This window comes from Nocardia sp. CA-151230, assembly GCF_050942175.1.
In the GTDB taxonomy this organism is placed as follows: Bacteria; Actinomycetota; Actinomycetes; order Mycobacteriales; family Mycobacteriaceae; genus Nocardia.
Genome location: NZ_CP192061.1, coordinates 300836 through 323796, shown reverse-complemented (window position 1 = coordinate 323796; position 22961 = coordinate 300836). Strand labels below are relative to the sequence as shown.

The following is a 22961-nucleotide window of genomic DNA, read 5'->3' as shown; positions in this document are numbered from 1 at the left end:
GGCCGGCTATGTGTTTCCACACTTCACCGGCATCGCGGGACCGGGCGGAGGCAGGCCGCTGTCAGGCCCGTAGGCGCTCGCGGCGGAGCTGATCGACCTCCGGGAGATCCAGGGGCGGAAGCGAATCCACGCCCAGGGCGCGGGTCAGCAGATAGTCGGCGAGCTCCGGGTTACGGGCCAGGGCCGGGCCGTGCATGTAGGTGCCGAGCACCGAACCCTGGATGACGCCCTCGAGGCCGTCGCCCACCCCGTTGCCGACGCCCTTGGTGACGCGCCCCAGCGGTTTGGCGTCGCCGCCGAGTTTGGTTCCGCCGCGGTGGTTCTCGAAGCCCGTGAGGGGCTGTGAGAGGCCCGGAACGAGGGGCTGGGTCGCCACCTCGCCGATGGCGCGCTTGTCCTGCGGGGAGGTGGTGACATCGAAGAGGCCGACGCCGTCCACTCGTTCCCCGGAGGAGGTCTCGTACCAGTGGCCGAGCACCTGGATGGCGGCGCAGATGGCCAGCACCGGCGCGCCGCGTCCGGCGGCCTCCTGCAGGCCCGGGTGGCGCTGCAGGTGGCGGGTGGCCAGGCGCTGGGCCGAGTCTTCCGCGCCGCCCAGGGTGTAGACGTCCAGCGAGTTGGGAACCGGCTCGGTGAGCGGGATTTCGATGATCTCGGCGTCGTAGCCGCGCATGCGCAGACGCTGGCGCAGCACCACGGCATTGCCGCCGTCGCCGTAGGTGCCCATGACGTCGGGCAGGACCAGGCCGATGCGGACGGTCGATTCACTCATGCTCTGCCCTTTCCCGCCCGAACGGGCCCTCCATGGTTACGCTTCGCTCCCGCCTCCGGGCCTGACCGTTCATGCGCGGGCCCTTTCGCGCCCGAACGGGCCCTCCATGGTTACGCTTCGCTCCCGCCTCCGGGCCTGACCGTTCATGCGCGGGTCCCCGTCTCCAGGTCGCGGTTCAGGTCGCGGAACGCGGTGTAGTTGGCCAGCACCTCGACCCGTCCTGGCGGGCAGGAGGCGATGGCGTCCAGCGGATCAGCGACGGTGATGTGCTCGACGCCGGCGTAGGTGAGCCGGACCGCGAGATCGGTGGCGCGCTCGCCGGCGGCCACCACCTGGGTGCCCTCGAAGTGCTCGAAGCGGACATCCCACAGCCAGGACAGGTCCTCGCCGTCGGGCACCTGGCCGTTGACCGCGATCACCAGACCCGTTGCGGCCGGATCGATCATGGACAGCGCCTCCTGCCAGCCGGCCGGATTCTTGGCCAGCAGCATTCGGGTGCGGCGGCCGTCCACCTCGACCGTCCGATAGCGGCCCGCGATCTCGCGCACGGTGCCCGCGGCCGCCGCGGCCGTGTCCGGATCCGCGCCCAGCGCCACGGCGGCGGCCACCGCCTGCGCGGCGTTGCCGCGATTGGCGCGCCCCGGAAGGGCAAGGGCGAGCGGGATTTCCAGGCCGTCCGGCCCGGACAGCGTGTGCTCGCCGACCCGCCACTGCGGCACGGGCCGCTGGAAGTCCGCGCCCGTGCTGTACCAGTGCTCACCCTCCCACACGATGGGCTCGCCGCTGCGCGGGCAGCTGGTGGCGTCCACCGACCAGCCGCTGCCGGCCGACACCCACACCACATTCGGGTGGTCGTAGGCGATGGAGGTGACCAGCACGTCGTCACAGTTGGCGATGAGCACGGCCGCGGGATGCCGCGCCATGCCCTCGCGCAGGCGGCGCTCGATCATATTGATCTCGCCGACCCGGTCCAGCTGGTCCCGGGAGAGGTTCAGCAGCACCACCACCGACGGGTTCAACGCGTCGGCGACGTGCGGCAGATGCAGTTCGTCCACCTCGATGGCGGCCAGCGGCGCGCTGCGGTGCGCGGTGAGCGCGGCCACGATCCCGGCGTCCATGTTCGCGCCGTCGGCCTGGGTGGCGACCCGGCCGAGGCTCTGCAGCGCCGCGGCGGTCATGCGGGTGGTGGTGGACTTGCCATTGGTGCCGGTCACCAGCACCGTGCGCTTGCCGCGACCCAGCTGGGTCATGAGGGAGGGATCGATCTTCAGCGCGATCAGCCCGCCGATCATCGAGCCGTTGCCGCGCCCGGCCCGCCGCGAGGCCCACGACGCCGCCGTCGCCGCCCGCAGCGCCAGCTGTCCGCGCATCGAGATGTCTGCCACGACGCGAGTTTATGGGGATGGCGGGCGGGACGTGCAGGCGGCATCGGGGCCCACGGCGTGATACGCGCCGCACTCAGCCGTTGTAGAGCATCTTTCGATAGCCCTCGCCCGTGTAGTACGCCTCGAGCTGCTCGACGGTCTCGGGGGTGGCCGGCTGCACATCCTTCACCAGGCGCGCGACACTGGGCATCGTGTCGTCGGGCCACTGTTCCGGCTGCCACAGCGCGCTGCGCATGAACGCCTTGGAGCAGTGGAAGAAGATCTGCTCGATGGCGACCTCGATGGCCAGGATCGGACGATGACCCTTGACCACCATGTCGTCGAAATACGGTGCGTCACGGACCAACCGGGCCCGGCCGTTGATCCGCAGGGTGTCGCCGCGACCCGGAATCAGGAACAGCACGCCGACATGCGGATTGCTCAGGATATTGAGATAGCCGTCCGCGCGGCGATTGCCGGGCCGCTCGGGGATGGCGATCGTCTTGTCGTCGATGACCTGCACGAACCCCGCCGGATCACCCTTCGGCGAGGCGTCGCAGTTACCGTCGGCGTCGCTGGTGGCCAGCACCACGAACGGTGAGCGGGCGATCCATTCCCGATCCCACCGATGCAGGGAGTACCGGTCCTTGTTCCGCGGCCGCGGCGCGACCTCCCCCAGCAGTTCACGCAGTTCGACCGGGTCCGTGATCTCGCTCATGCTCCCGATTCAACGCGCGGCACGGGCCTCACACCAGCCTTTTTCGCCGGTGTGAGCAAGCACCCTAGGCGTCGAACATGTTCGGCTGTCCCGCCGCGTACCGCTGGATGTCCAGCTGCCGGAACGGCTCCAGCACCTCCGTGCGGTAGAGCGTGAACAGCTTGCAGCGCGGGGCATCCGAACCCGCCACCTCCAGCAGCTTGTTCACCGCGCCGCGGGCCGCCTCGCAGGCGCCCTCCATGGTGGCCAGGTCCACATTGGTGCGCACGTAATCGCCTGCCAGATAAAGGTTCTGGAGCGAGTCGGAATGCGATTCCGGGCGCAGCGCCCAGGAGCCCGCCGTATTGATCAGCAGCGGATCGGCATTGGTGTTGCGCTGCTGCGCGGCGTCCCACGCGATGCCGGTGTCGAGGAACCAGGAGTGCAGATCCTCGTCGCGCAGCAGGTCGGCGCGATCGTTGAGGTGTGCCTTCAGCTGCGCCCACACCTCGCGCGCGATCTCGTCATGGGTGCACTCCTTGGCCGTTTTGCCGTAGAGCATTCCGGGTGTGTTCCAGTCGGAGATGTCGACCGACAGGCAGTCCTGCACGGTGCCGTCGCCCATGCCGGTGACCGGGCTGCGGTTCCAGAACTGGCCCTGCGCAATGGAGGTCAGCGACCACGGGGAGTCGACGTAGGCGGTGTGCCCGCGCGCGATATCGGTGGGGCGGCGGAGGAAGAATTGGATGCCGGTCATCCAGTCCACCGTCAGCTGGCTCATACCCGCCAATTCCGGTCGCAGCGACAGGATTTCGGGCGTCCATAGGGTGCGGGCCACCTCCACCGGCAGTGCGCTCACGAAATGGTCGGCGGTGACCGTCCGGGCGGCGCCCGACGAATCCACTACGCGCGCACCGGAAATGCGCGCGCCCTCCAGATCCAGACCCCGGACCTCGGCGTTGACGAAGGTGACGCCGAGATCCCGGAGGCGGTTCGCCCAGGGATCGATCCATGCCTCGTTGGTGGCACCGTTCAACAGCCGGTCCAGCGCGCCGTCATTGCCGATCTCGAGCGGATTGCCCAGGAACTGCTCGCCCATCGTGCCGATGGTGAGGGTGCTGGCCTTGTCCTCCCGCGCGGCCACCAACAGCGTGGTGAGCGTGCGCGAGAGCAGCATGCGGAATTCGTTGGAGCGCCTGCCCGCGCCCACGAAATCCCGCCAGGCCATGTTGTCCCACTGCCCGTAGCGGCGGGCGTCGCAGCTGGTGTTGAAGACCAGCAGGCGGCTCGCGAAATAGAGGGCATCGCTGGTGCCCATTTTCGTGGAGGTCGTAATGGCCGACCCGACGGTCTCGCGGAAGTCGTCCGGACTCGACCAGGGCTTGCCGAACCTGCCCATCGGAATGATGGTGTCGTCCGCGTCCTTGCGCGAGAACCGGGCCTCGGGGGCGGCGATCAGGTTGTCCCACACACCATTGGCGTTGCCCGCGAACGGGATTCGCCGCATGGTGTCGGGCAGGTGGCGGTAGAAGCCGGGGAAGAACCGGAATCCGTGCTCACCCCACAACTCCGGCCGTCCGTCCTTGCCACTGCCCGGGACAGCGATGCTGCGCGCCTTGCCGCCCAGGGCCCGCCGCTCGTAGACGGTCACCTCGAATCCGCGTTCGGCCAGTTCGTGTGCCGCGGTCAGACCCGCGACCCCACCGCCCAGCACCGCGACCCGCCGTCCGGTCTCGGCCCGGGCGGCGGTGGGGCGGGCGGCCCCCGCCGCCACCGCTCCCGCCATTGCCCCGGCTGCGACCGCTCCACGCAGCACTGATCGCCGCGTGACGGACAAACGTTGTCCTGCCATACCCGTTACCTCCCACGCCTGGTCCGCATCCTATGGAGCTGTCGCAGACAGATGGTCGGTTGGGGTGGAAAATTTCATCCCGAAAACCCGGAAGACGGGCGTTCTACAGCAAATCGGACTGCTCAGCTAGGCCTGGACGAGATTCGGGTCCAATTCTGACCGGCGTGTCGGCTCGGCGGGCCGGATGGGTCCGGGCGTGTCGAGCGCTGCCTCCGGCACTCGGACCCGGCGGCCCGCCGAGGTGGCCGTGAAGGCGCCGGCGATCACGATAACGGCCCCGAACAGGGACAATGCGGACGGAGCCTCGTGCAGGAACACCCAGGAGGCGGCGATTCCCACCAGGGGCACGGCCAGCGAGAGCGGCGCCACCGTGCCCGCCGGATAGCGGCTCATCAGATAGGTCCACAGCCCCGACCCCGCGATCGTCCCCAGCGCGACGATGTAGGCCAGGGCCGCGAAGGCGGGCCAACCGGTCGCCGAGAAGGAGTCGATCAGGTCGTTCCAGCCGGTGGCCGGGCCCTCGGTGAGCGCGGACAGCACGAACATCGGGATCGGCGGCACCACTGCCATCCACAGGGTCAGGTGCAGCGGGTTCGCCTGCTCGGACGAGGCCGCGGCCAGCCGGGACCCGATATTGCCGAAAGCCCAGCTCAATCCGCCCAGCAGGGTCAGCACCAGCGGCAGCAGCGCCGCATGGTGCGAACGGTCCCACCCGATCACCGCCATACCCGCCATGGCCACCGCGATCCCCGCCAGCTGAACGCCGCGCAGCCGTTCCCGCAGGAACACCGCGCCCAGCAGCACCGTGAACGGCGCGGACGACTGCAGCACCAGCGAGGACAGCCCCGTCGGCATCCCCGCCCGCATGGCCGTGAACAGAAACGCGAACTGCAGAATCCCGAACCCGATCCCGTACAGCAGCAACCACTTCCACGGCACCCTGGGCCGCGGCACGAACAGCAGCACCGGAATCGCGATCACGGCGAACCGCAGCCCCGCGAAGAAGAACGGCGGGAAGTGCTCCAGCCCCACGTGTATGGCCAGGAAGTTCAACCCCCACAGCACCACGACGGTGAGCCCGAGCAGTCGATCGCGATTGGTCATGCGGAAAATCTTGCTGACGCTAATAGATAAGAACAATCGAATAATTCTGCAGCAACAATGTAGTACTACTTAACCATGCCCCAGCCCGACCCACCCCGCTCCGTCCCACCCCCGCGCCGCATCCCCCGCGACACCCGTGCCGATGCCGAATCGGATGCGCCGGCCGCCACCCCCATTCGGGCACGCCGGGTCGGCTCAACCCACGAAGTGCCGGAAGTCGGCGATGGTCCGGCCCCTGCTCGAAGCATCGGGCACACCTCCGTGAAGGCGACCGCCGCGAGTCCGGCGGGCAGTAGCGACACGACCGGCGCCGCAGAGCGAGCCGCCCCGATTCGAGCGCGACGCGTCAGACCGGGCCCGCCCGGCGCTGCGCCGGTCCGGGCAGGTGGCCGAGGTGCGGGAGCCGCAGATACCGGCCCTGCCCTGCCGGACGAGTCCGGCGCGGCGCGGTCCGAGGGGCCGCTCATGTCACTCGACAGGCTGCGGGTACTCCGGGAACTGGCCGATCGCGGGACGGTTGCCGCAGTGGCGGAGGCATTGTCGATGACACCGTCGGCGGTGTCGCAGCAGTTGAAAGTGCTGGCTCGGGAGGCGGGGGTGGCGCTGCTGGAGCCGGATGGGCGGCGGGTGCGGTTGACCGATGCCGGGCGGGCGCTGGTGGTGCGGGCCGATGAGGTGCTCGAGGCGATGGAACGGGCGGTCAGTGAGATGGCGGAGTATCGCGGGTCGCCACGCGGACGGGTGCGGGTGGCCTTGTTCCCGTCCGGGGCGGCGCTGCTGCTGCCACATGTACTGGCCGAGCTGGCGGACAGCGGCGTGGAGATGGTGGCGCGCGACGAGGACGTGCCGCCCAGCGAGGTGCCGCGTTTGCTGGCCGATTACGACGTGGTGCTCACCCATCGCGACGAGCGGGCGCCCTCGCTCAGCGGGCCGCGGGTCTCCTCTCGGGTGCTCATGCGGGAGCCGATCGACGTGGTGGTCGCGCCCGATCACCGGCTGGCCCGGCAGGGCGCGGTGGTTCCGGCGGAGCTGTCCGACGAGACCTGGATCAGCGTCCGCACCGGCTTCCCCGTCGACGACGTGCTGCGCTCGATCGCGACCGTGACCGGCGTGCAGCCGCGAATCGCGCAGCGGCTCAACGAGTTCAGCGTCATCGAGGCGCTGGTGGCCACCGGCTACGGCGTCGCCCTCATGCCCCGCCACGCGGTCCGTCACCCCGACCTGGTCATGCTCCGGCTGGCCGGTGTCCGCGCCGCCCGCGTCTACGACCTGGCCACCCGCCCGCATGCCGACAAGCGCCCGGCCGTAGCCATGGTCATCGCCGCGTTCAAGGCCGCGGCCCGCCGCGCCACCGAGACCGAATAGCCCCGCCACACCGCGCGACTGCGAATCGAAAACCAGCGGTTGACTTGGAGCGCACTCCAGGTCCTACCTTTGCGGCATGAGCATTCGACTCGGGTATCAGATGCCGAACTTCAGCTACGGGGTCGCGCCGCGGGACCTGTTCCCGGCGGTGGTGGCCCAGGCACGGGAGGCCGAGGCGGCCGGCTTCGACGCGGCCTTCGTCATGGACCACTTCTACCAGTTGCCGCTGCTCGGCGCGCCCGAGGAGCCCATGCTGGAGGCGTACAGCGCGCTGTCCGGCCTGGCCGCCTCGACCGAGCGAATCCAGTTGTCCGCCTTGGTGACCGGCAATACCTACCGCAATCCGGCGCTCACCGCCAAGACCGTCACCACCCTGGACGTGGTGAGCCGCGGCCGGGCCGTGCTGGGCATCGGCGCGGGCTGGTTCGAGCTCGAGCACCAGGCCTACGGCTTCGACTTCGGCACCTTCACCGAGCGGTTCGAGAAGCTGGAGGAGGCCCTCGAGATCATCACCCCGATGCTGCGCGGGCAGCACTCCACCTTCGACGGCAAGTGGTACCGCACGAACGACGCCATGAACGAGCCGCGCGTGCGCGACGACCTGCCGATCCTGCTCGGCGGCGGCGGCGAGAAGAAGACCTTCGGCCTGGCCGCCCGCTTCGCCGACCACCTCAACATCATCTGCAATGCCTCGGAGATCCCCCGCAAGCTCGAGGCCCTGCACGCGCGCCTGGACGAGGTGGGCCGCGACCCGAAGACCCTGGAGACCAGCTTCCTGGCGTTCGTCATCGTGGACGAGGACGGCGACCGCGCCCGCAAGACCCAGGCCGAGATGCTGGCCCGCATCGGCATCACCGATCTGGGCGCGCTGCCGAACGAGGCCCTGCGCAACACCCCGGCGGACCGCCAGTTCGTCGGCACCCCGGACCAGGTCGCCGAGCAGATCCAGTCCCGCGTGCTCGACCAGGGCATCGACGGCATCATCGTGAACATGGTCACCAACGGCCACGAGGCCGGCGCGGTCGAACTCGCCGGTCGCGCCCTGGCTCCCCTGGTCCGGGGTTGACCCGCTCTCTTTCCGAGGCTGACCCATGGGAAATGCCCCACAGTTCAGTTGAACTGCGGGGCATTTCGTCGTTCGATACCGGATCAGCCCTGCGGCCGGAAGCCGTCGCCGTGCGGCGGATAGCCGCCGTCACCCTGCGGCGGATAACCTCCGTCACCCTGCGGCAGGTAGCCGCCGCCCTGCTGCGGCGCGAATCCGCCCTGCGGGGGCTGCTGCTGGAAGCCGCCGTGCGGCGGGAAGCCTTGCTGCGCAGCCTGGTAGCCGAAATCGTCGGCCACCATGGCGGCCAGTTCCAGCAGGGCCCGCCGCGTCGGCTTGCCGACCAGTTCGAGGTCGATCTCCGCACCCTCGGCCAGGTGGTCGTCGAACGGGACGACCTGCACCGCGCGGGTGCGGTCCAGGAACAGCTTGCGCAGCTGGTCCAGGTCCACCGTGGAGGAACCCTTGCGAGAGGCGTTGACCACCACCACGGTTCGCTCCACCAGCTTGTGGTAGCCGTGGTGGTCGAGCCAGTCCAGGGTGGCCGAGGCACTGCGCGCGCCGTCGATGGCCGGGGAGGTCACCAGCACCAGCGAACTGGCCATATCCAGCACACCGGACATGGCCGAGTGCATCAGACCGGTGCCGCAGTCGGTGAGGATGATGTTGTAGAACTGCTGCAGGATGCCGATGGCCTTGCGGTAGTCCGCCTCGGAGAACGCCTCCGACACCGCCGGATCCTGTTCACTGGCGAGCACTTCCAGTCGGCTCGGCGCCTGCGAGGTGTGGGCGCGCACATCCGAATACCGCGAGATGTGCCCGTCTTCCAACAGGTTTCGCACCGTGGACCGGGTCTGCCGGGGCACGCGGTGCGCCAGCGTCCCGAGGTCCGGGTTGGCGTCGATGGCGATCACGCGGTCACCGCGCAGCGAGGCGAAGGTGGAGCCCAGACCGACCGTGGTGGTGGTCTTTCCGACGCCGCCCTTGAGCGACAGGATCGCGATCCGGTAGTCACCGCGGACCGGCTGGTTCACCCGGTCCACCAGCTGCCGGTACACCACGTCCGCGGCCGACTCGCCCGGGTTGATGGCACCGCCGGACGCCTTGTGCACGGCCCGCCGCCACCCGCTGCGCGGCGCCCGCTTGGCCCGCTTCAACAGGTTCAGATCATTGACCGAATGCCCCGGAGGCATCGGCTGCTGCCCGAACTGCTGCCCGAAACCGCCCTGCTGCTGCGGAAAACCCTGCTGCGGCTGCGGATTCCAGCCCGGCTGGAAACCCACCTGGGGCTGCGGCTGAGATAGCTGGGTCTGCTGCGGCGGCGCGGCCGGGGGCGGCGACCAGCTGTAGATCGGTCCGCCCGGTTGATCATTGGACGGCGCGAACTGCCCCGGCTGTCCCGGACCACCGAAATGTCCCGGCTCCCCGGGCTTCTCACCGTCACCCGGCACGCCCGGCGGCTCGGCGAAGACCCGGCGCACCATGCCGTCGCTGCCGATCTCCTGCCGGATCTCGCCGTAGGGTGTCTGATCCCGCACCTCACCCAGCGGTACGCCCGGCGGCGGAAAACCGCCCGGCGCACCGGGATTCGGCGGCGGCGCGAATTGCCCGGCATCCGGCGGCGGGAACGCGCCGGCGGGCGGGAAGCCCGGCTGGCCGTACGGCCCGGGACCGCCCGGCGCGAATGGATTGTGGCCATCGCCCGCGAACGGATTGTGGCCGTCCGGACCACCGTAGGGCCCCGGGAAAGGACCGTTGGGCGGTGCGAAGGGGTTGGGCCCCGCACCCTGGTGCGGCAGGGCCTGGTCGATCGAATCCGGCACCGGCGGGAAGAATCCGGCCGCCTGCTCCTCGGAATCGCTCGCCGCGCCGTTGTTCTCGGCCTGTCCGTCGGCCTTCACCGCGTCCTGCTCGGCCTCGACATCGGCCACCTCGACGGCGTCGTCGGTAACCCCCTTGCCCTGCACAGGCTTCGAGGTCGAATTCTGATCTTTCGTGGTCACGTGTCCCCCATCTGCTCGACGGCTCGAACAGAGAGCTCGGCGCTAATGCGACCCAACGCTAGCATTGTTGACCCGTCCGGACGCGGCGAGGCAGAGCCGCCTCCCCGCAGCTTCAGCGCACGGCTGAGTGCCGTTATCGCTCCTGTATGCGTACCTGCGTCCAGTGCCGAACCGATTCTGGACGTACCCGGTGAGTTACCCCGATCCTCGCGAAATCAGTCATCACGTTCGCGAGGGTCGGGAGCAATCCCTCAGGCCCGACGGGGCAGCACGCCCTCAGGCCCTACGGGCAGCGCGGTTGACCGCGGAGACCACCGCGCGCAGCGAGGCGGTGGTGATGGAGGTGGCGATGCCGACACCCCAGGTGACCTGATCGCCGATGGCGCATTCGACATAGGCCGCGGCCTGGGCGTCGTCGCCGGAGGACATGGCGTGCTCGCTGTAGTCCAGCACGCGCACGTCGTAGTCGATGGTGGCCAGCGCGTCGACGAAGGCGGCCAGCGGGCCGTTGCCCTCACCGGAGATGGCGTGCTCGACGCCGTCCACCTTGACCACGGCGTCGATGTGGTCGACGCCCCCGTCGGTCTCGGCGGCGGTGACCTTCTGGCGCATGCGCTCCAGCGGCAGGATCGGGGTCAGGTACTCCTCGGAGAAGACGTCCCACATCTCCTTCGGGGTGACCTCGCCGCCCTCGCCGTCGGTGATCTTCTGCACGGCCTGCGAGAACTCGATCTGGAGCCGGCGCGGCAGCACCAGCCCGTGATCGGTCTTCATGATGTAGGCCACGCCGCCCTTGCCGGACTGCGAGTTCACCCGGATCACGGCCTCGTAGGTACGGCCGACGTCCTTCGGGTCGATGGGCAGGTACGGGACCTCCCACACGATGTCGTCCACGTCGGCGCCCTGCGCGTCGGCGGCGGCCTTCATGGCGTCCAGGCCCTTGTTGATGGCGTCCTGGTGCGAGCCGGAGAAGGCCGTGTAGACCAGGTCGCCGCCGTACGGGTGGCGCTCGGCGACGGGCAGCTGGTTGCAGTACTCGACCGTGCGGCGGATCTCGTCGATGTTGGAGAAGTCGATCTGCGGGTCGACGCCGCGCGAGAACATGTTCATGCCCAGCGTCACCAGGCAGACATTGCCGGTGCGCTCGCCATTGCCGAACAGGCAGCCCTCGATGCGGTCGGCGCCGGCCTGGTAGCCCAGTTCTGCGGCGGCCACGGCGGTGCCGCGGTCGTTGTGCGGGTGCAGCGACAGCACGATGGAGTCGCGGCGGGCCAGGTTGCGGTGCATCCACTCGATGGAGTCGGCGTAGACGTTGGGCGTCGCCATCTCCACGGTCGCGGGCAGGTTGATGATCAGCGGCTTCTGCGGGGTCGGCGCGATGATCTCGGAGACCGCGTCGCACACCTCGCGGGCGTAGTCCAGCTCGGTGCCGGTGTAGGACTCCGGGCTGTACTCGTAGCGCCAGTTGGTGTCCGGGTAACGCTTCTCGACCTCCAGGCACAGCTTGGCGGCGTCGGTGGCGATCTTCTTGACGGCGTCGCGGTCGGCACGGAAGACCACGCGGCGCTGCAGGATCGAGGTCGAGTTGTAGAAGTGCACGATCACATTGGCGGCGCCGGCGCAGGCCTCGAAGGTGCGCTCGATCAGCTCGGGCCGGGACTGGGTCAGCACCTGGATGGTGACGTCGGCCGGAATCGCGCCGTCCTCGATGATCTCGCGGACGAAGTCGAAGTCGGTCTGCGAGGCGGACGGGAAGCCGACCTCGATCTCCTTGTAGCCCATGCGCACCAGCAGGTCGAACATGCGGCGCTTGCGGGCGGGGCTCATCGGGTCGATCAGCGCCTGGTTGCCGTCGCGCAGGTCCACGGCACACCAGCCGGGCGCGCGGTCGATGATCTTGTCCGGCCAGGTGCGGTCGGGCAGGGTGACCGGCTCGACCTCGTCGGCGAAGGGCCGATACCGGAAGACCGGCATGGAGGAGTTCTTCTGTGTGTTCCAGGCCGGCTGGTCGGCGGGCGCGGGCTTGGACGGCGCGGTGATGGACCGTGTACCGGATACGAAAGCGTCAGCGGCTGACATGGCGATTTATCTCCGAGGGTGTGGCTGGATCCCAGGTATGGGGTAGACCGGCACGGCAGATCCCCGCGACGGGAGCCGGTCCGAATCAGACCCCGTCGCGGCGGCCGAGGAGAAGTGCCCGCTGCATGATGGCGACGAGTTTACAGGGGCGCAATAGATGCCCGGAAGCAGGGGAGGCGGGGGCCACAGCCCGGGCGTGTCACTCATCGGCGGCGATCGGTGCCACATCGACCGACACCGTGATGGTCGATTCCTTGGCGTCGGTATAGATGATGCCGCGCAGGGGCGGCACGTCGGCGTAGTCGCGACCCCAGGCGACGGTGACGTAGCGGTCGTCGGCGAACTGGTCGTTGGTGGGATCGAAGCCGATCCAGTGCCCGGCGGCGCCGGGGAGCCAGACCGCGGCCCAGGCGTGGGTGGCGTCCGCGCCGACCATGCGTTCCGTGCCGGGGGGCGGGTCGGTGGCCAGATAACCCGAGACATAGCGGGCGGCCAGGCCCTGGGAGCGCAGGCAGGCGATGCCGAGGCGGGCGAAGTCCTGGCAGACGCCGTGGCGGGCGGCGAAGACGTCGGCGACGCTGGTGCTGACGGTGGTGGAGCCGGATTCGTAGGCGAAGTCGGTATGGATGCGCGTGGTCAGTTCCCGCACCGCGTCCAGCAGCGGGCGGCCGGGCGGGAAGGATTCGGCGGCGTAGGCGGCGACCTCGGGGATGATCTCGGGCGGGGTCAGGTCGAGGGCGAATTCCACGGCGAGCGGGCCGTTCTCGGCGGTCGGGCGGGCCTGCTCCCAGGCCGGCTGCACGGCCGGCGCGGCGGGCGCGCCGACTTCGACGAGGGATTCACCGGTCACCTCCAGCCGGCGATGTTCGGCGGTGACGTGGAAGTAGAGGGTGGTGTTGTCGTACACGTCGGTGCCGACCGATCGATCCGACGGGAGGGGATCGACGCGAATGTCGTGGGACAGCAACCGCTGTCCCGGAAACTCGCGCGGCGTCAGATAGGCGCGGCCGTAGGAGCTGCTGACCACGTCCGAGTACAGGTAGACGGTGCGGTGCAGCACCCGGTAGCGGCGCATCAGCCCACCACCCGGGCGGAGCCCCACAGCGGCTGGATCTCGCGCGGCACCGACAGCCGGCTCGCCTCGAAGGATTCGGAGAGTTTGCGCAGCCGCAGGTGGACGCCGTCGAGCAGCTCGGCCAGTTCGGTGCGGCGGCCGTCGGCGACGGTCTCCAGCTCGGCCGGGTCGACGCGGCGCAGCATGCGCTGGGCATCGGCCAGGAGTCGTTGCGGGCGTGAGGATCCGGAGGCCCCGGGCAGCGCCGGGAAGTCGTCCTCGAGGCGTTCCAGCTGGTAGGCCAGCGAGCGCGGGTTGTGCCCGTCGAAAAGCAACAGTCCGGCGACGGCGGCGATGCGGACCGAATCACCGTGCCGGCGGCGGTAACTCACCGCGGACACGGTGGCCTGCAGGACCGCGTCGGTCACCACCCGCCCGACCTCCGGCGGATAGGTGTCGGTGAGGGCGGCGGTCAGCAGCGCCGACAGCGCCAGCGCGCGCTCGATGCGGCGGCCGATGTCCATGACGTGCCACCCCGTGTCCCGCATCGTCGATTCCGCGTCGATGCCGGTCAGCGACAGCAGGGCCGACAGGGCGCGGGAGTGCACGGCCGACAGCGCCGCGCCGCGATCGCCGCGGACCGCCCGGTACTCCGACAGGGCGCGATCGATGGAGCCGAGCACCATCCAGGTGTCGGGCGAGAGCTGATCACGCACGGCGCGTGCGGCTTTCGCGTAGTGCTCCACGGAGAACGCGACCGAGCCGGGAACCTCGCGATCGACGGTGAGGGAGACCAGGTAGTCGTGGTCGAGGCGGGACGCGCCGGGCAGCGCGATCGGGACGGTCGGCTCGTCGGAGAACTCGCGGCGCCGCGGCGGCCGGGACCCGGATCGGGTCCGCGCCGCGGACTGCGCCTCCGGCTGGCGACGACCGCGCCTGCGCTCCGACGAATCCAGTTGCACAGCAGTCGGTTTCGGAACGGACGGCAGCTTGGGCTCGGCCGGGGTGGTGCCGGTCATCCGGGCGAGGGCGGCCATCAGGATGGGCATGGCCTCCGCGCCCTCCAGCCACGGCCGGTAGCGGTAGTCCTGGTGGCGTTCGTGGATGGCGCTGAGCAGGCGCACGGTGACCTCGGCGCGCTCGCCGTAGCGGCCCAGCCAGAAGAGGTCGTTGAGCACGCGCGGCGAGCTGACCACGTCCATCGGGGCGACTGCGACGACCCGCCGCCCGCGCTCGTCGGGTACCTCGGCGGTGGCCGCGGGCGCGGCCGGGACGGCGGCGGGCGCGGCGCGCACCCAGACGTCCTTGGCGGCGGCCTCCCCCACCATGCCGTCGGGTCCGCCGTGCTGATGCAGCTGCCCCAATCCCCCCTGCATGATGCGGTATCCGACGCGTCCGGCCAGGGAGAACAGGCGGACGGCGACGGGGGCGGCAGCGAGTCCGCCGGAGCCGTCGACCGCGGGGGCGACCGAGAAGCGGGCCGGTTCCTGGCCGACCCACTTCCAGCCCTCGGTCTCGATGCGGGCCCGCCACTGCGCGCGCTGCACGGCGGTGAGGATGGGGCCGAAGACCGTGGTGCCGTCCACGGCGGAGCGCAGGATCAGGCGGTGCAGGTTGGCCGTCAGGTGCGAGCGTTCGGAATCGTCTCCACCCCAGTAGGATTCGATGCCCGGCAGGGTGAGTTCCTCGTCCAGCAGCCGCCGCGACAGGCGCGGCAGGAACGCGGCCAGCGCCGGACTCTCCAGCAGTCCGCTGCCCAGAGTGTTGACCACGGTGACCGCGCCGCGCCGCAGCACCTCCACCAGGCCCACCACGCCCAGGCGCGAATCCGGCCGCAGGTCCAGGGGATCGGAGAACTCCGCGTCCACGCGGCGCAGCACCACGTCGACCCGTTCGAGCGTGCCGAGCGAGCGCATCCACAGCCGGCCGTCGCGCACCACCAGGTCGGCGCTCTCCACCAGCGGGAAGCCCAGCACGGAGGCCAGATACGCCTGGTCGAAGGCGGTTTCGGAGTGCACGCCCGGGCTCAGCACCACGACCACCGGGTCCTCGTCGGCGCCCCGCGGCGCGGCCTCGATGAGCATGAGCCGCATGGCCCGCACGAAGGGGGTGAGCGGACGCGGGCCCGCCAGCTCGAAGGCCTCGGGAATGGCGGCGGACACCACGCGGCGATCGGCCAGCGCGTAGCCCGCGCCGGAAGGGGCCTGCGCCCAGTCGGCGAGCACCCGGAAGCCGCCGTCGCTCCAGCGGCTGACATCGCAGGCGTGCAGGAACAGCTGATGCCGTCCCGGCAGTGAAATACCGTGCGCGGCACGGACATAGCCGTGGTGCGCGAAGACCAGTTGCGGCGGCAGCAGGCCCTCGGTGAGGGTGCGGCGCGGGCCGTACACGTCGGCGAGCACCGCGTCGAGCAGCCGGGAGCGTTGCACCACACCGGATTCCAGCGCCGCCCACTCGGTGTCGGAGAGCAGCAGCGGAATCGGGTCCAGCCGCCACGGTGCGGGCGTCGCGGGCCCCCCGGAGCCGGTCAGTTCGGTGTAGGTGATGCCGTCGTCCTCGATCAGCCGCCGGACCCGACCGTCGATGCGGTGCAGTCCGGCCCGGCCCTGGTCGAGGAAGTCGGCGGACAGGTCGGCCCACAGGCCGCGCAGGCGGCCGTCGTGATCGACGAGTTCGTCGTAGAAGCCGCCGGTCGCCAGGCCGCAGGCGTCGCGGGCGCCGGTATCGGCCGCGGCGGCACGGTAATTCGCGAACTCCTCGCCGGGTGGCACTGCGTCGAGCACTGTCACCGCTACCACATCCCCGGGTATGCCTATCGATCGCCGACGACGCCCCACACGGTCCGCGCCCGGCGCAGATCGAGTATTCCGGGCGCACCGACGTCTGTTGCCTGTATGGCCATTTTGGCACGCAAATCCGCGATATCGACCGGGCCCGGGGTGTGCCCGGAGGATTCGAATCGCCGATTGCGCCGGGATTGCGCCACCACCGAATTCACCGGCGGCCCGGGATAGAACATGCCGCCCGGATGGCTCACGTGATACGTGCAGCCGCCGCGGGACAGACCGGTCTGCAGCTCGACCACGTCGAAGACCAGCGGCGCGTCCACCGTGATCGTCGGATGCAGGGACTCCGGCGGCTGCCATGCCCGATACCGCACGCCCGCGACCTGCACGTCCGCCCGCCCGGCCGGAATGAGGGGCAGCGGGAAACCGTTGCAGGTCACCGCATACCGGTCCCGGTCCGCCCCGGTCACCCGGACCTGCAGGCGCTCGACCGAGGAGTCCACATATCGCGCGGTCCCGGAGGCGGTGGTCTGTTCCCCGAGGGTGTTCCACGGCTCGATCGCCCCGCGCAGTTCCACCTCCATATCCCCGAGTACCACCGTGCCGAATCGGGGAAAACGGAACTCCGAGAAGGGATCCAGCCAGCTGGTATCGAATTCGATGCCGTGCGCGCGCAGATCGGCCGCCACCTCGGCGATATCGGCCTGCAGGAAATGCGGCAGCAGGTAGCGCCCGTACAGGTTGGCGCCGTGCCGGAGCAGCGGCGCGGTGTAGGGGTGCTCCCAGAAGCGCAGCACCAGCGCCCGCACCAGCAGCGACTGCACCATGGCCATGCGGAAATGCGGCGGCATCTCGAAGCCGCGCAGTTCCACCAGTCCGAGGCGGCCGCGCGCCGAATCCGGGCTGTAGAGCTTGTCGATGCAGAATTCCGCGCGGTGGGTATTGCCGGTGAGGTCGGTGAGCAGGTGGCGCAGCGCGCGATCCACCGCCCAGGGCGGCGCGGCCGGCTCACCGGAGTTGGCGGCCCCGCTCAGGCGGGCGATCTCGGCGAAGGCGATCTCCAGTTCGTAGAGCGCGTCCTCGCGGCCCTCGTCGACGCGGGGCGCCTGGGAGGTCGGGCCGATGAAGCGGCCCGAGAACAGATAGGACAGCGCCGGATGCCGCTGCCAGTAGGTGAGCAGCGACACCAGCAGGTCCGGGCGGCGCAGCAGGGGCGAGCGCGCCGGGGTGCGGCCGCCGAGCGTGATGTGGTTGCCGCCGCCGGTGCCGCGGTCGGTGCCGTCCACATCGAAGGATTCGGTGCTCAGCCGGGCCAGCCGGGCCTGCTCGTAGAGCGTCTCCAGCAGCCGCGACTGCTCGGCGAAACCGGTGGTGGGCTGGACGTTCACCTCGATCACGCCCGGGTCGGGAGCCAGGGACAAGGTATGCAACCGGCCGTCCACCGGAGCCGGATAACCCTCCAGCACGACCGGCTGCCCGACCGCGGCGACGGCTTCCTCGACCCGGCGCACCAGATCGCAGAACGCGCCGAATTCCTCGACGGGAGGCAGGAATACGAACAGCCGGCCGTCGCGGACCTCGGCGACCAGCGCGGTGATCGGCGCGCGCTCGGCGGACTCCACCACCGCGGGCGGCTCCTCCGCGGCCAGCGGCGGCCGCGGGGCGAACGGATCCGCCTCGGGTCGCGGCGGCGGCGCGTGCCAGGTGACGGACCGCAGCGGCAACCGCAGTCCGGCCGGGGAATCACCCTCCGTCAAGACGATTCGACCGCGCCGCAGCTTCCAGTCGGCGCTCGCCCACCCGGCCTCGTCGTCCCGTCGGTACAGCGAGAGCACGTAGGCGGCGGGCTCGCCGACGGTGGAGTCCAGCCGAGCCAGCAGCGCGCTGCGCGCCGACGGCGAATCCTCGCCGCTGTCCAGATCCTCATCGGCGCGGACCGGATCACCCTGTGGCACAGCGGCCTTGGCGGCCATTCGGAGCAGCGAATCCTCGTAAGCGGGCCGCACCTGACCGTCCGGCAGTCCCAAGCCCCGTGCGATGTGGGCGATCACCGCCCGCGCGGCCCGTGCGTCCGGGCGGCACGACGGTTCCCCCACGGCCCCGGCCGGCTCCGGCGAGGGACTGTCCGGACTCGACGCGACCGCCCGCCGCTCGGCCGTACCATTCGAACTCGAAACCTCGCCTGTGCCGAGCATTTCGGTCACCGGGTCCGAGCGATGCGATTGCGGTTCATCGCCCGGTGCGGTCCGCCGCTGTTCGTTCGCGCCGGGCGTCCCCGCGGCGGCCTCACCCAGGTCGCCGGCCTGCCGGAGCCACGGATGCGCGAGCAGGTCGGGGTGCCGCCACAGCGGTTCGCCATCGTCGCGCCAGGTCATGGCGATTTCCCAGCGCGGCAGGGGTTCTCCCGGGTACCACTTGCCCTGGCGGTACTGCACCAGGCCGGTCGGCGCGTAGATGCGGCGCAGGCGCTCGGCCAGGTCGGCGGCGCGTTCGCGCTTGCGCGGCCCGTCGGCCTCGGTGGTCCATTCCGGACCGGTCCGATCGTCGAGGGAGACGAAGGTGGGTTCACCGCCGACGGTCAGGCCGATCCCGGCGGCCTCGGTGCGGGCGTCCACGGCCGCGCCCGCGGCGCGGATGCGCTCCCACTGGGAATCGCTGTAGGGCAGGGTGACTCGCGGATCCTCGTGGATCCGGCGCACGGTATTGGAGAAGTCGAGGCTGGCGGCGACCGGGTCGGTGGATCCGGTGATCGGCGCCGACGAGACCGGATGCGGGGTGGCGGCCAGCGGGATGTGGCCCTCCCCGGCGAACAGGCCCGAGGTGGGGTCCAGGCCCACCCAGCCCGCGCCGGGCAGGTACACCTCGGTCCAGGCGTGCAGGTCGGTGAAATCGGCGGGCGGCCCGGAGGGTCCGTCCAGAGACGGTACGTCCTGGGCCAATTGGATGAGGTACCCGGAGACGAAGCGGGCGGCCAGCCCGAATTCCCGCAGGACGGACACCAGCAGCCACGCCGAATCCCGGCACGAGCCGAGGGCGGCGCGCAGCGTGTGATCCGGCGACTGCACGCCCGGCTCCATCCGGACCGTGTAGGCGACATCGTGGCGCAGCGCCTGATTCACCGCGATCAGGAAGTCGATGGTGCGCGGCCGATCGGCCGGCGTCTGGCGGCGCACCCAGTCCCGGACCGAAGCGCCGGGGCCGGAACCGGATTCGCCCTCGTCCACCGGTCGCAGATAGGGCTCGAGGTCGGCGGACAACTGCGGCGAGTAGCCGAACGGGAAACGCTCGGCGTGCTCCTCGACGAAGAAATCGAAGGGATTGATGGCGTCCATATCGGCGATCAGCCCCACCACGATGGACAGTTCCGGCGTGGGCTCGTGGAAGATCAAGCGCGCCAGGAAGTTCCCGAACGCGTCCTGCTGCCAGTTCACCCAGTGGTTCCCCGGCGTCACCCGCATCGAGTACGCCTCGATGGCGGTGCGGGTGTGCGGGGCGGGTCGCAGGCGGACCACGTGCGGATGGACGCGCACGGGATGGTCGAAGGAATAGGTGGTGCGATGTTCGAGGGAAACCTTGATCCCCATCTGTCCAGTTCACCACGCGAAGGCCGGGACACGCTGGAGTATTTCCGACAGTTCGGGCGACACGCGGTGAGCTCCCGCAGATGTCGCACCCGGGTGATATCACCGTAACGACGCGTGAAGGAGGTTGCGGTGCATCCTGCGGTTTGCTCACTGTGCGAATCGGCCCTCGATCACTGTCACGGGACACTGATCGTGCACGCCGCCGGATCGGTGGAATGCACCGAATCCGACTGCTTCGATACCGATCGGTCCCGGCATCTGTTCGTGGCCGACTGCTCCGCTATGGCGGGCGGCTGCGCCTGCGCCGCCGCCGCGGCGGAGACCGGGCGGCGGACCCGCGCCGGCTAGCCACTAGCCTGGCCGGGTGAGCTACGACCTCGTTCTGCTGCCCTCCGGAGCCGCCGTGTCCCCCGCCGAGGTGGACACGTATCTGACCGCGCAGGACGGCAGACCGGCCGGTGACGCCGTCACCGAGATCGCGGCCGAGCTGGACGAGCGCAATGGCGAACTGCCCGAGGCGGACAGCTTCCTGGGCTCACCCGCCGGCGACGGCGTGCTCGGCGACGCCCTGTTCGTGTCCACCCCCTACGACGCCATCGGGCATGTACGCGGGCTGCTGTTCGAGCTGGGCACCCCGCACGACTACGCGCTGTGGGACCCGCAGCTGGCCTGGCTGGTGGATCCGGCCGAATCGGTCACGGCCGCCGTCACACACGGCGGGGCGGGTGAATTCCCATACCTGACACGGCAACTGGTGGAGCTGTGGATTCCGGAGCTGGGACAGCCCGGTCCATATCTGATCGTGGAAACCGGAGATCAGATCTACATCCAGACCTATCGGCATCAGGACGGGCATTACGACCTGGAATACCGGGACGGGTCCGCCGACAAGCATTTCGCCGCCACCGCGAACGACTCGCGAATTGTGGCCGATCTCATCTGGGGCTGGGCCACCGGAGATCGTTCGGGATTCGCCGCTCTGGATTGGCAGCGTCTCACGTTCTGACCGTCGAATAACGGACAGATTCCAATTTCCACTTCCAACCCCCCGGAATGAAGGCTGCGCACGCGCAGGAAAGCTAGCATTTCGCTAATTGCACGCGGTGTTTCCGAGCTTGTACGCATTACTCACCGAGGCGAGGAGCGAAAAATGAAGCTACGCCCGTCGAAGCTACGCCCGTCCTTGAAGAACGGGACCTTGCGTAAGGGCTTGGCAGTCGTGGCCGGTTTGGCGGCTACCTTCGCTATCGCCGTGGCATTACACGCCAGCGGGGCCGGCGCCGATATCCCCAGGAACGTTCAACACATTCCCTGCCCGCAGCCGGCGGCACTCCCCGCGCCGCCGACCTGGACATAACCCGATCCCGGTAAACCACTTACAGGGCGCGACGCCCGGAAAGGGCGCGGCCCAGGGTCAATTCGTCGGCGAATTCCAGATCGCCGCCCATGGGCAGGCCCGAGGCCAGGCGCGTCACGCTCAGTCCCGGGAAATCGCGCAGCATACGGACCAGGTAGGTGGCCGTCGCCTCGCCCTCGGTATTCGGGTCGGTGGCGATGATCACCTCGGTGACATCGACGCCGTCGTCCTGATTTCCGATGCGGGTCAGCAATTCCCGGATGCGCAACTGGTCCGGTCCGATACCCGACAGCGGGTCCAGGGCGCCGCCCAGCACGTGATAGCGCCCGCGGAATTCACGGGTGCGCTCGATCGCCTGCACATCCTTGGGCTCCTCGACCACACAGATCATGGTGCGGTCACGGCGCGGATCGGCGCAGATACGGCACAGTTCACCGTCGGAGACGGTGCCGCAGACGGCGCAGAACCGCACGCCGTCCCGCACCTTCTGCAGGGCCGCCTGCAGCCGGTCGATTTCCGGCGGCTCCACCGAGAGCAGATGAAACGCGATGCGCTGCGCGCTCTTCGGGCCGACGCCGGGCAGCTTGCCCAACTCGTCGATGAGATCCTGAACCGGACCCTCGTACACCTACCCAGCCCCGATCAGAGTCCGGGCAGCGCGCCGCCGCCGAGACCGCCGGCCAGCGGGCCCAGCCGCTCGGCGGCCAGGTTCTGCGCGGTCTCCATGGCGTCGTTGAGCGCGCCGATGATCAGGTCCTGCAGCGTGTCCACATCCTCCGGATCGACCACCTTCGGGTCGATGGTCAGCGCCAGCACCTCGCCGGTGGCGCGGATCCGGGCGCGCACCAGGCCACCGCCCGCCTCGCCCTCGACCTCCGACTCCGCGATCTCCTGCTGCGCGGCCATGACGGCCTGCTGCATCTGCTGGGCCTGGGCCATCAACTGCTGGAAATCGAAACCTTCACCGGGCTGCACGGCGCGTCCTTCCTGGGGGATGGTGATCGCTCCCCAGCCTAGTCGGCGACGCGCGCCGCGCTGCTTGACTCTCCCCTCGCTGGAGGGTGTTCGCTCAGGGCATGACGGCAACGGTTCCGATCGGCGAGTTCTCCCGGCTCACCTACCTGACCATCAAAACGCTGCGGTACTACCACGAGATCGACCTGCTGGCCCCGGTCACGATCGACCCGGGCTCCGGCTATCGGTTCTACTCGACCGAGCAGGTGGACCAGGCGCACCTGATCAAGCGGCTGCGCGAGCTGAACATGCCGTTGCCGGAGATCAAGGCGGTGATGGCCGCCCCGGATCAGGCGGCGCGGGACGCGGCCATCCGGGCGCATCTCGAGCGCATGGAGGCCGAGCTGGTGCGCACCCGCGACGTGGTGGCCTCGCTTCGGGCGCTGCTGCTGCCGTCGACCGGGATCAGCGTCGAATACCGTTCCGTCGCAAGCTATCCGGCACTGGCCATGACGGCGGAGGTGGCGCGCGAGGACTGCGATACATGGTGTGAGCACAGCTACGGAACCATGTACGCGCAACTGGCCGCCGCGAACCTCGCACCTGCCGGACCGGGCGGCGCCACGTATGCGCCGGAGTTCTTCGAATACGACCGGGGCGAAGTCGTCACCTTCGTGCCCATCGACGAGCGGCACCGGGACCGCATCGACGCCGGGACCGTCCTCGACCTGCCCGCCCGCCGGTTCGCCATCGCCGTCCACGCGGGCCCGTTCACCGAATTCGACCGCACCTATGGCGCGCTGGGCAGCCATGTGGCCGAACACGACACCGCGCTCGCCGAACCCGTGCGCGAGATCTACCTGGTCGGGCCCGGTGACGCCGAGCCCGCCGACTACCGCACCGAAGTCTGCTGGCCCATCGGCCGGCTCTGAAGAAGGAGAGAAT

17 protein-coding genes are annotated in these 22961 nt (G+C 69.9%); 5 read left to right on the top strand and 12 right to left on the bottom strand.

All coding sequences use genetic code 11. The annotated features are described in order from the left end of the window. Positions 1–61 precede the first annotated feature (61 nt). The 5 genes from ACQP1O_RS01360 to ACQP1O_RS01340 all read right to left on the bottom strand — a co-directional run bounded on the left by ACQP1O_RS01360 (position 62) and on the right by ACQP1O_RS01340 (position 5789). Positions 62–772 (bottom strand): type 1 glutamine amidotransferase, encoded by a 711-nt coding sequence (locus ACQP1O_RS01360; RefSeq protein WP_433564125.1) that lies wholly within the window; start codon positions 770–772, stop codon positions 62–64. 143 nt (positions 773–915) lie between these two features. Next, on the bottom strand, positions 916–2142 hold the full coding sequence (locus ACQP1O_RS01355) for a MurT ligase domain-containing protein (RefSeq protein WP_433567540.1): 1227 nt from the start codon (positions 2140–2142) through the stop codon (positions 916–918). Between the two features lie 88 nt (positions 2143–2230). Beyond that, positions 2231–2854 (bottom strand): pyridoxamine 5'-phosphate oxidase family protein, encoded by a 624-nt coding sequence (locus ACQP1O_RS01350; protein ID WP_433564124.1) that lies wholly within the window; start codon positions 2852–2854, stop codon positions 2231–2233. 64 nt (positions 2855–2918) lie between these two features. Beyond that, positions 2919–4685 carry a hydroxysqualene dehydroxylase gene (locus tag ACQP1O_RS01345; RefSeq protein WP_433564123.1) on the bottom strand — a complete coding sequence of 589 codons (1767 nt, stop codon included), beginning with the start codon at positions 4683–4685 and terminating at the stop codon, positions 2919–2921. Between the two features lie 126 nt (positions 4686–4811). Further along, positions 4812–5789 (bottom strand): EamA family transporter, encoded by a 978-nt coding sequence (locus ACQP1O_RS01340; RefSeq protein ID WP_433564122.1) that lies wholly within the window; start codon positions 5787–5789, stop codon positions 4812–4814. Between the two features lie 465 nt (positions 5790–6254). Here ACQP1O_RS01340 and ACQP1O_RS01335 point away from each other — a divergent pair, with 465 nt between their 5' ends. Both ACQP1O_RS01335 and ACQP1O_RS01330 read left to right on the top strand, forming a co-directional pair. After that, positions 6255–7154, top strand: a complete 900-nt coding sequence (locus tag ACQP1O_RS01335; RefSeq protein WP_433564121.1) for a LysR family transcriptional regulator — start codon at positions 6255–6257, stop codon at positions 7152–7154. A 76-nt stretch (positions 7155–7230) separates the two neighbouring features. Beyond that, entirely contained in the window at positions 7231–8220 is a 990-nt protein-coding gene (locus tag ACQP1O_RS01330) for an LLM class F420-dependent oxidoreductase (protein WP_433564120.1), read from the top strand. 83 nt (positions 8221–8303) lie between these two features. Here the strand turns inward: ACQP1O_RS01330 and ACQP1O_RS01325 are convergent, their stop codons facing one another. The 5 genes from ACQP1O_RS01325 to ACQP1O_RS01305 all read right to left on the bottom strand — a co-directional run bounded on the left by ACQP1O_RS01325 (position 8304) and on the right by ACQP1O_RS01305 (position 19705). Continuing rightward, positions 8304–10202: an AAA family ATPase gene (locus ACQP1O_RS01325; RefSeq protein ID WP_433564119.1), complete on the bottom strand. Its 1899-nt coding sequence runs from the start codon at positions 10200–10202 to the stop codon at positions 8304–8306. Between the two features lie 276 nt (positions 10203–10478). After that, positions 10479–12281 carry a 2-isopropylmalate synthase gene (gene leuA, locus ACQP1O_RS01320; RefSeq protein ID WP_433564118.1) on the bottom strand — a complete coding sequence of 601 codons (1803 nt, stop codon included), beginning with the start codon at positions 12279–12281 and terminating at the stop codon, positions 10479–10481. Between the two features lie 199 nt (positions 12282–12480). Further along, positions 12481–13356 (bottom strand): transglutaminase family protein, encoded by an 876-nt coding sequence (locus ACQP1O_RS01315; RefSeq protein WP_433564117.1) that lies wholly within the window; start codon positions 13354–13356, stop codon positions 12481–12483. Beyond that, the gene (locus ACQP1O_RS01310; RefSeq protein ID WP_433564116.1) at positions 13356–16124 is read right to left on the bottom strand and encodes a circularly permuted type 2 ATP-grasp protein; all 2769 of its coding nucleotides are present in this window, start codon (positions 16122–16124) and stop codon (positions 13356–13358) included. The genes ACQP1O_RS01315 and ACQP1O_RS01310 overlap by 1 nt, the downstream gene beginning before the upstream one ends. Before the next feature lie 23 nt (positions 16125–16147). Next, positions 16148–19705: a DUF2126 domain-containing protein gene (locus tag ACQP1O_RS01305; RefSeq protein WP_433564115.1), complete on the bottom strand. Its 3558-nt coding sequence runs from the start codon at positions 19703–19705 to the stop codon at positions 16148–16150. Positions 19706–19834: 129 nt separating this feature from the next. Between ACQP1O_RS01305 and ACQP1O_RS01300 the strand changes: the two genes are divergently transcribed. Both ACQP1O_RS01300 and ACQP1O_RS01295 read left to right on the top strand, forming a co-directional pair. Then, positions 19835–20053: a hypothetical protein gene (locus tag ACQP1O_RS01300; RefSeq protein ID WP_433564114.1), complete on the top strand. Its 219-nt coding sequence runs from the start codon at positions 19835–19837 to the stop codon at positions 20051–20053. A gap of 16 nt (positions 20054–20069) precedes the next feature. Continuing rightward, complete coding sequence (locus ACQP1O_RS01295) at positions 20070–20711, top strand: hypothetical protein (RefSeq protein WP_433564113.1); 642 nt, start codon at positions 20070–20072, stop codon at positions 20709–20711. A 370-nt stretch (positions 20712–21081) separates the two neighbouring features. On the opposite strand, the gene recR is transcribed toward ACQP1O_RS01295, so the two are convergent. Beyond that, positions 21082–21690: a recombination mediator RecR gene (recR, locus tag ACQP1O_RS01290; RefSeq protein WP_033090831.1), complete on the bottom strand. Its 609-nt coding sequence runs from the start codon at positions 21688–21690 to the stop codon at positions 21082–21084. A gap of 14 nt (positions 21691–21704) precedes the next feature. After that, a complete protein-coding gene (locus ACQP1O_RS01285; protein ID WP_354838861.1) occupies positions 21705–22037 on the bottom strand; it encodes a YbaB/EbfC family nucleoid-associated protein in 333 nt (110 codons plus the stop codon). A gap of 101 nt (positions 22038–22138) precedes the next feature. On the opposite strand from ACQP1O_RS01285, the gene ACQP1O_RS01280 reads away from it, so the two are divergent. Then, positions 22139–22948 (top strand): MerR family transcriptional regulator, encoded by an 810-nt coding sequence (locus ACQP1O_RS01280; protein ID WP_433564112.1) that lies wholly within the window; start codon positions 22139–22141, stop codon positions 22946–22948. Positions 22949–22961 lie beyond the last annotated feature (13 nt).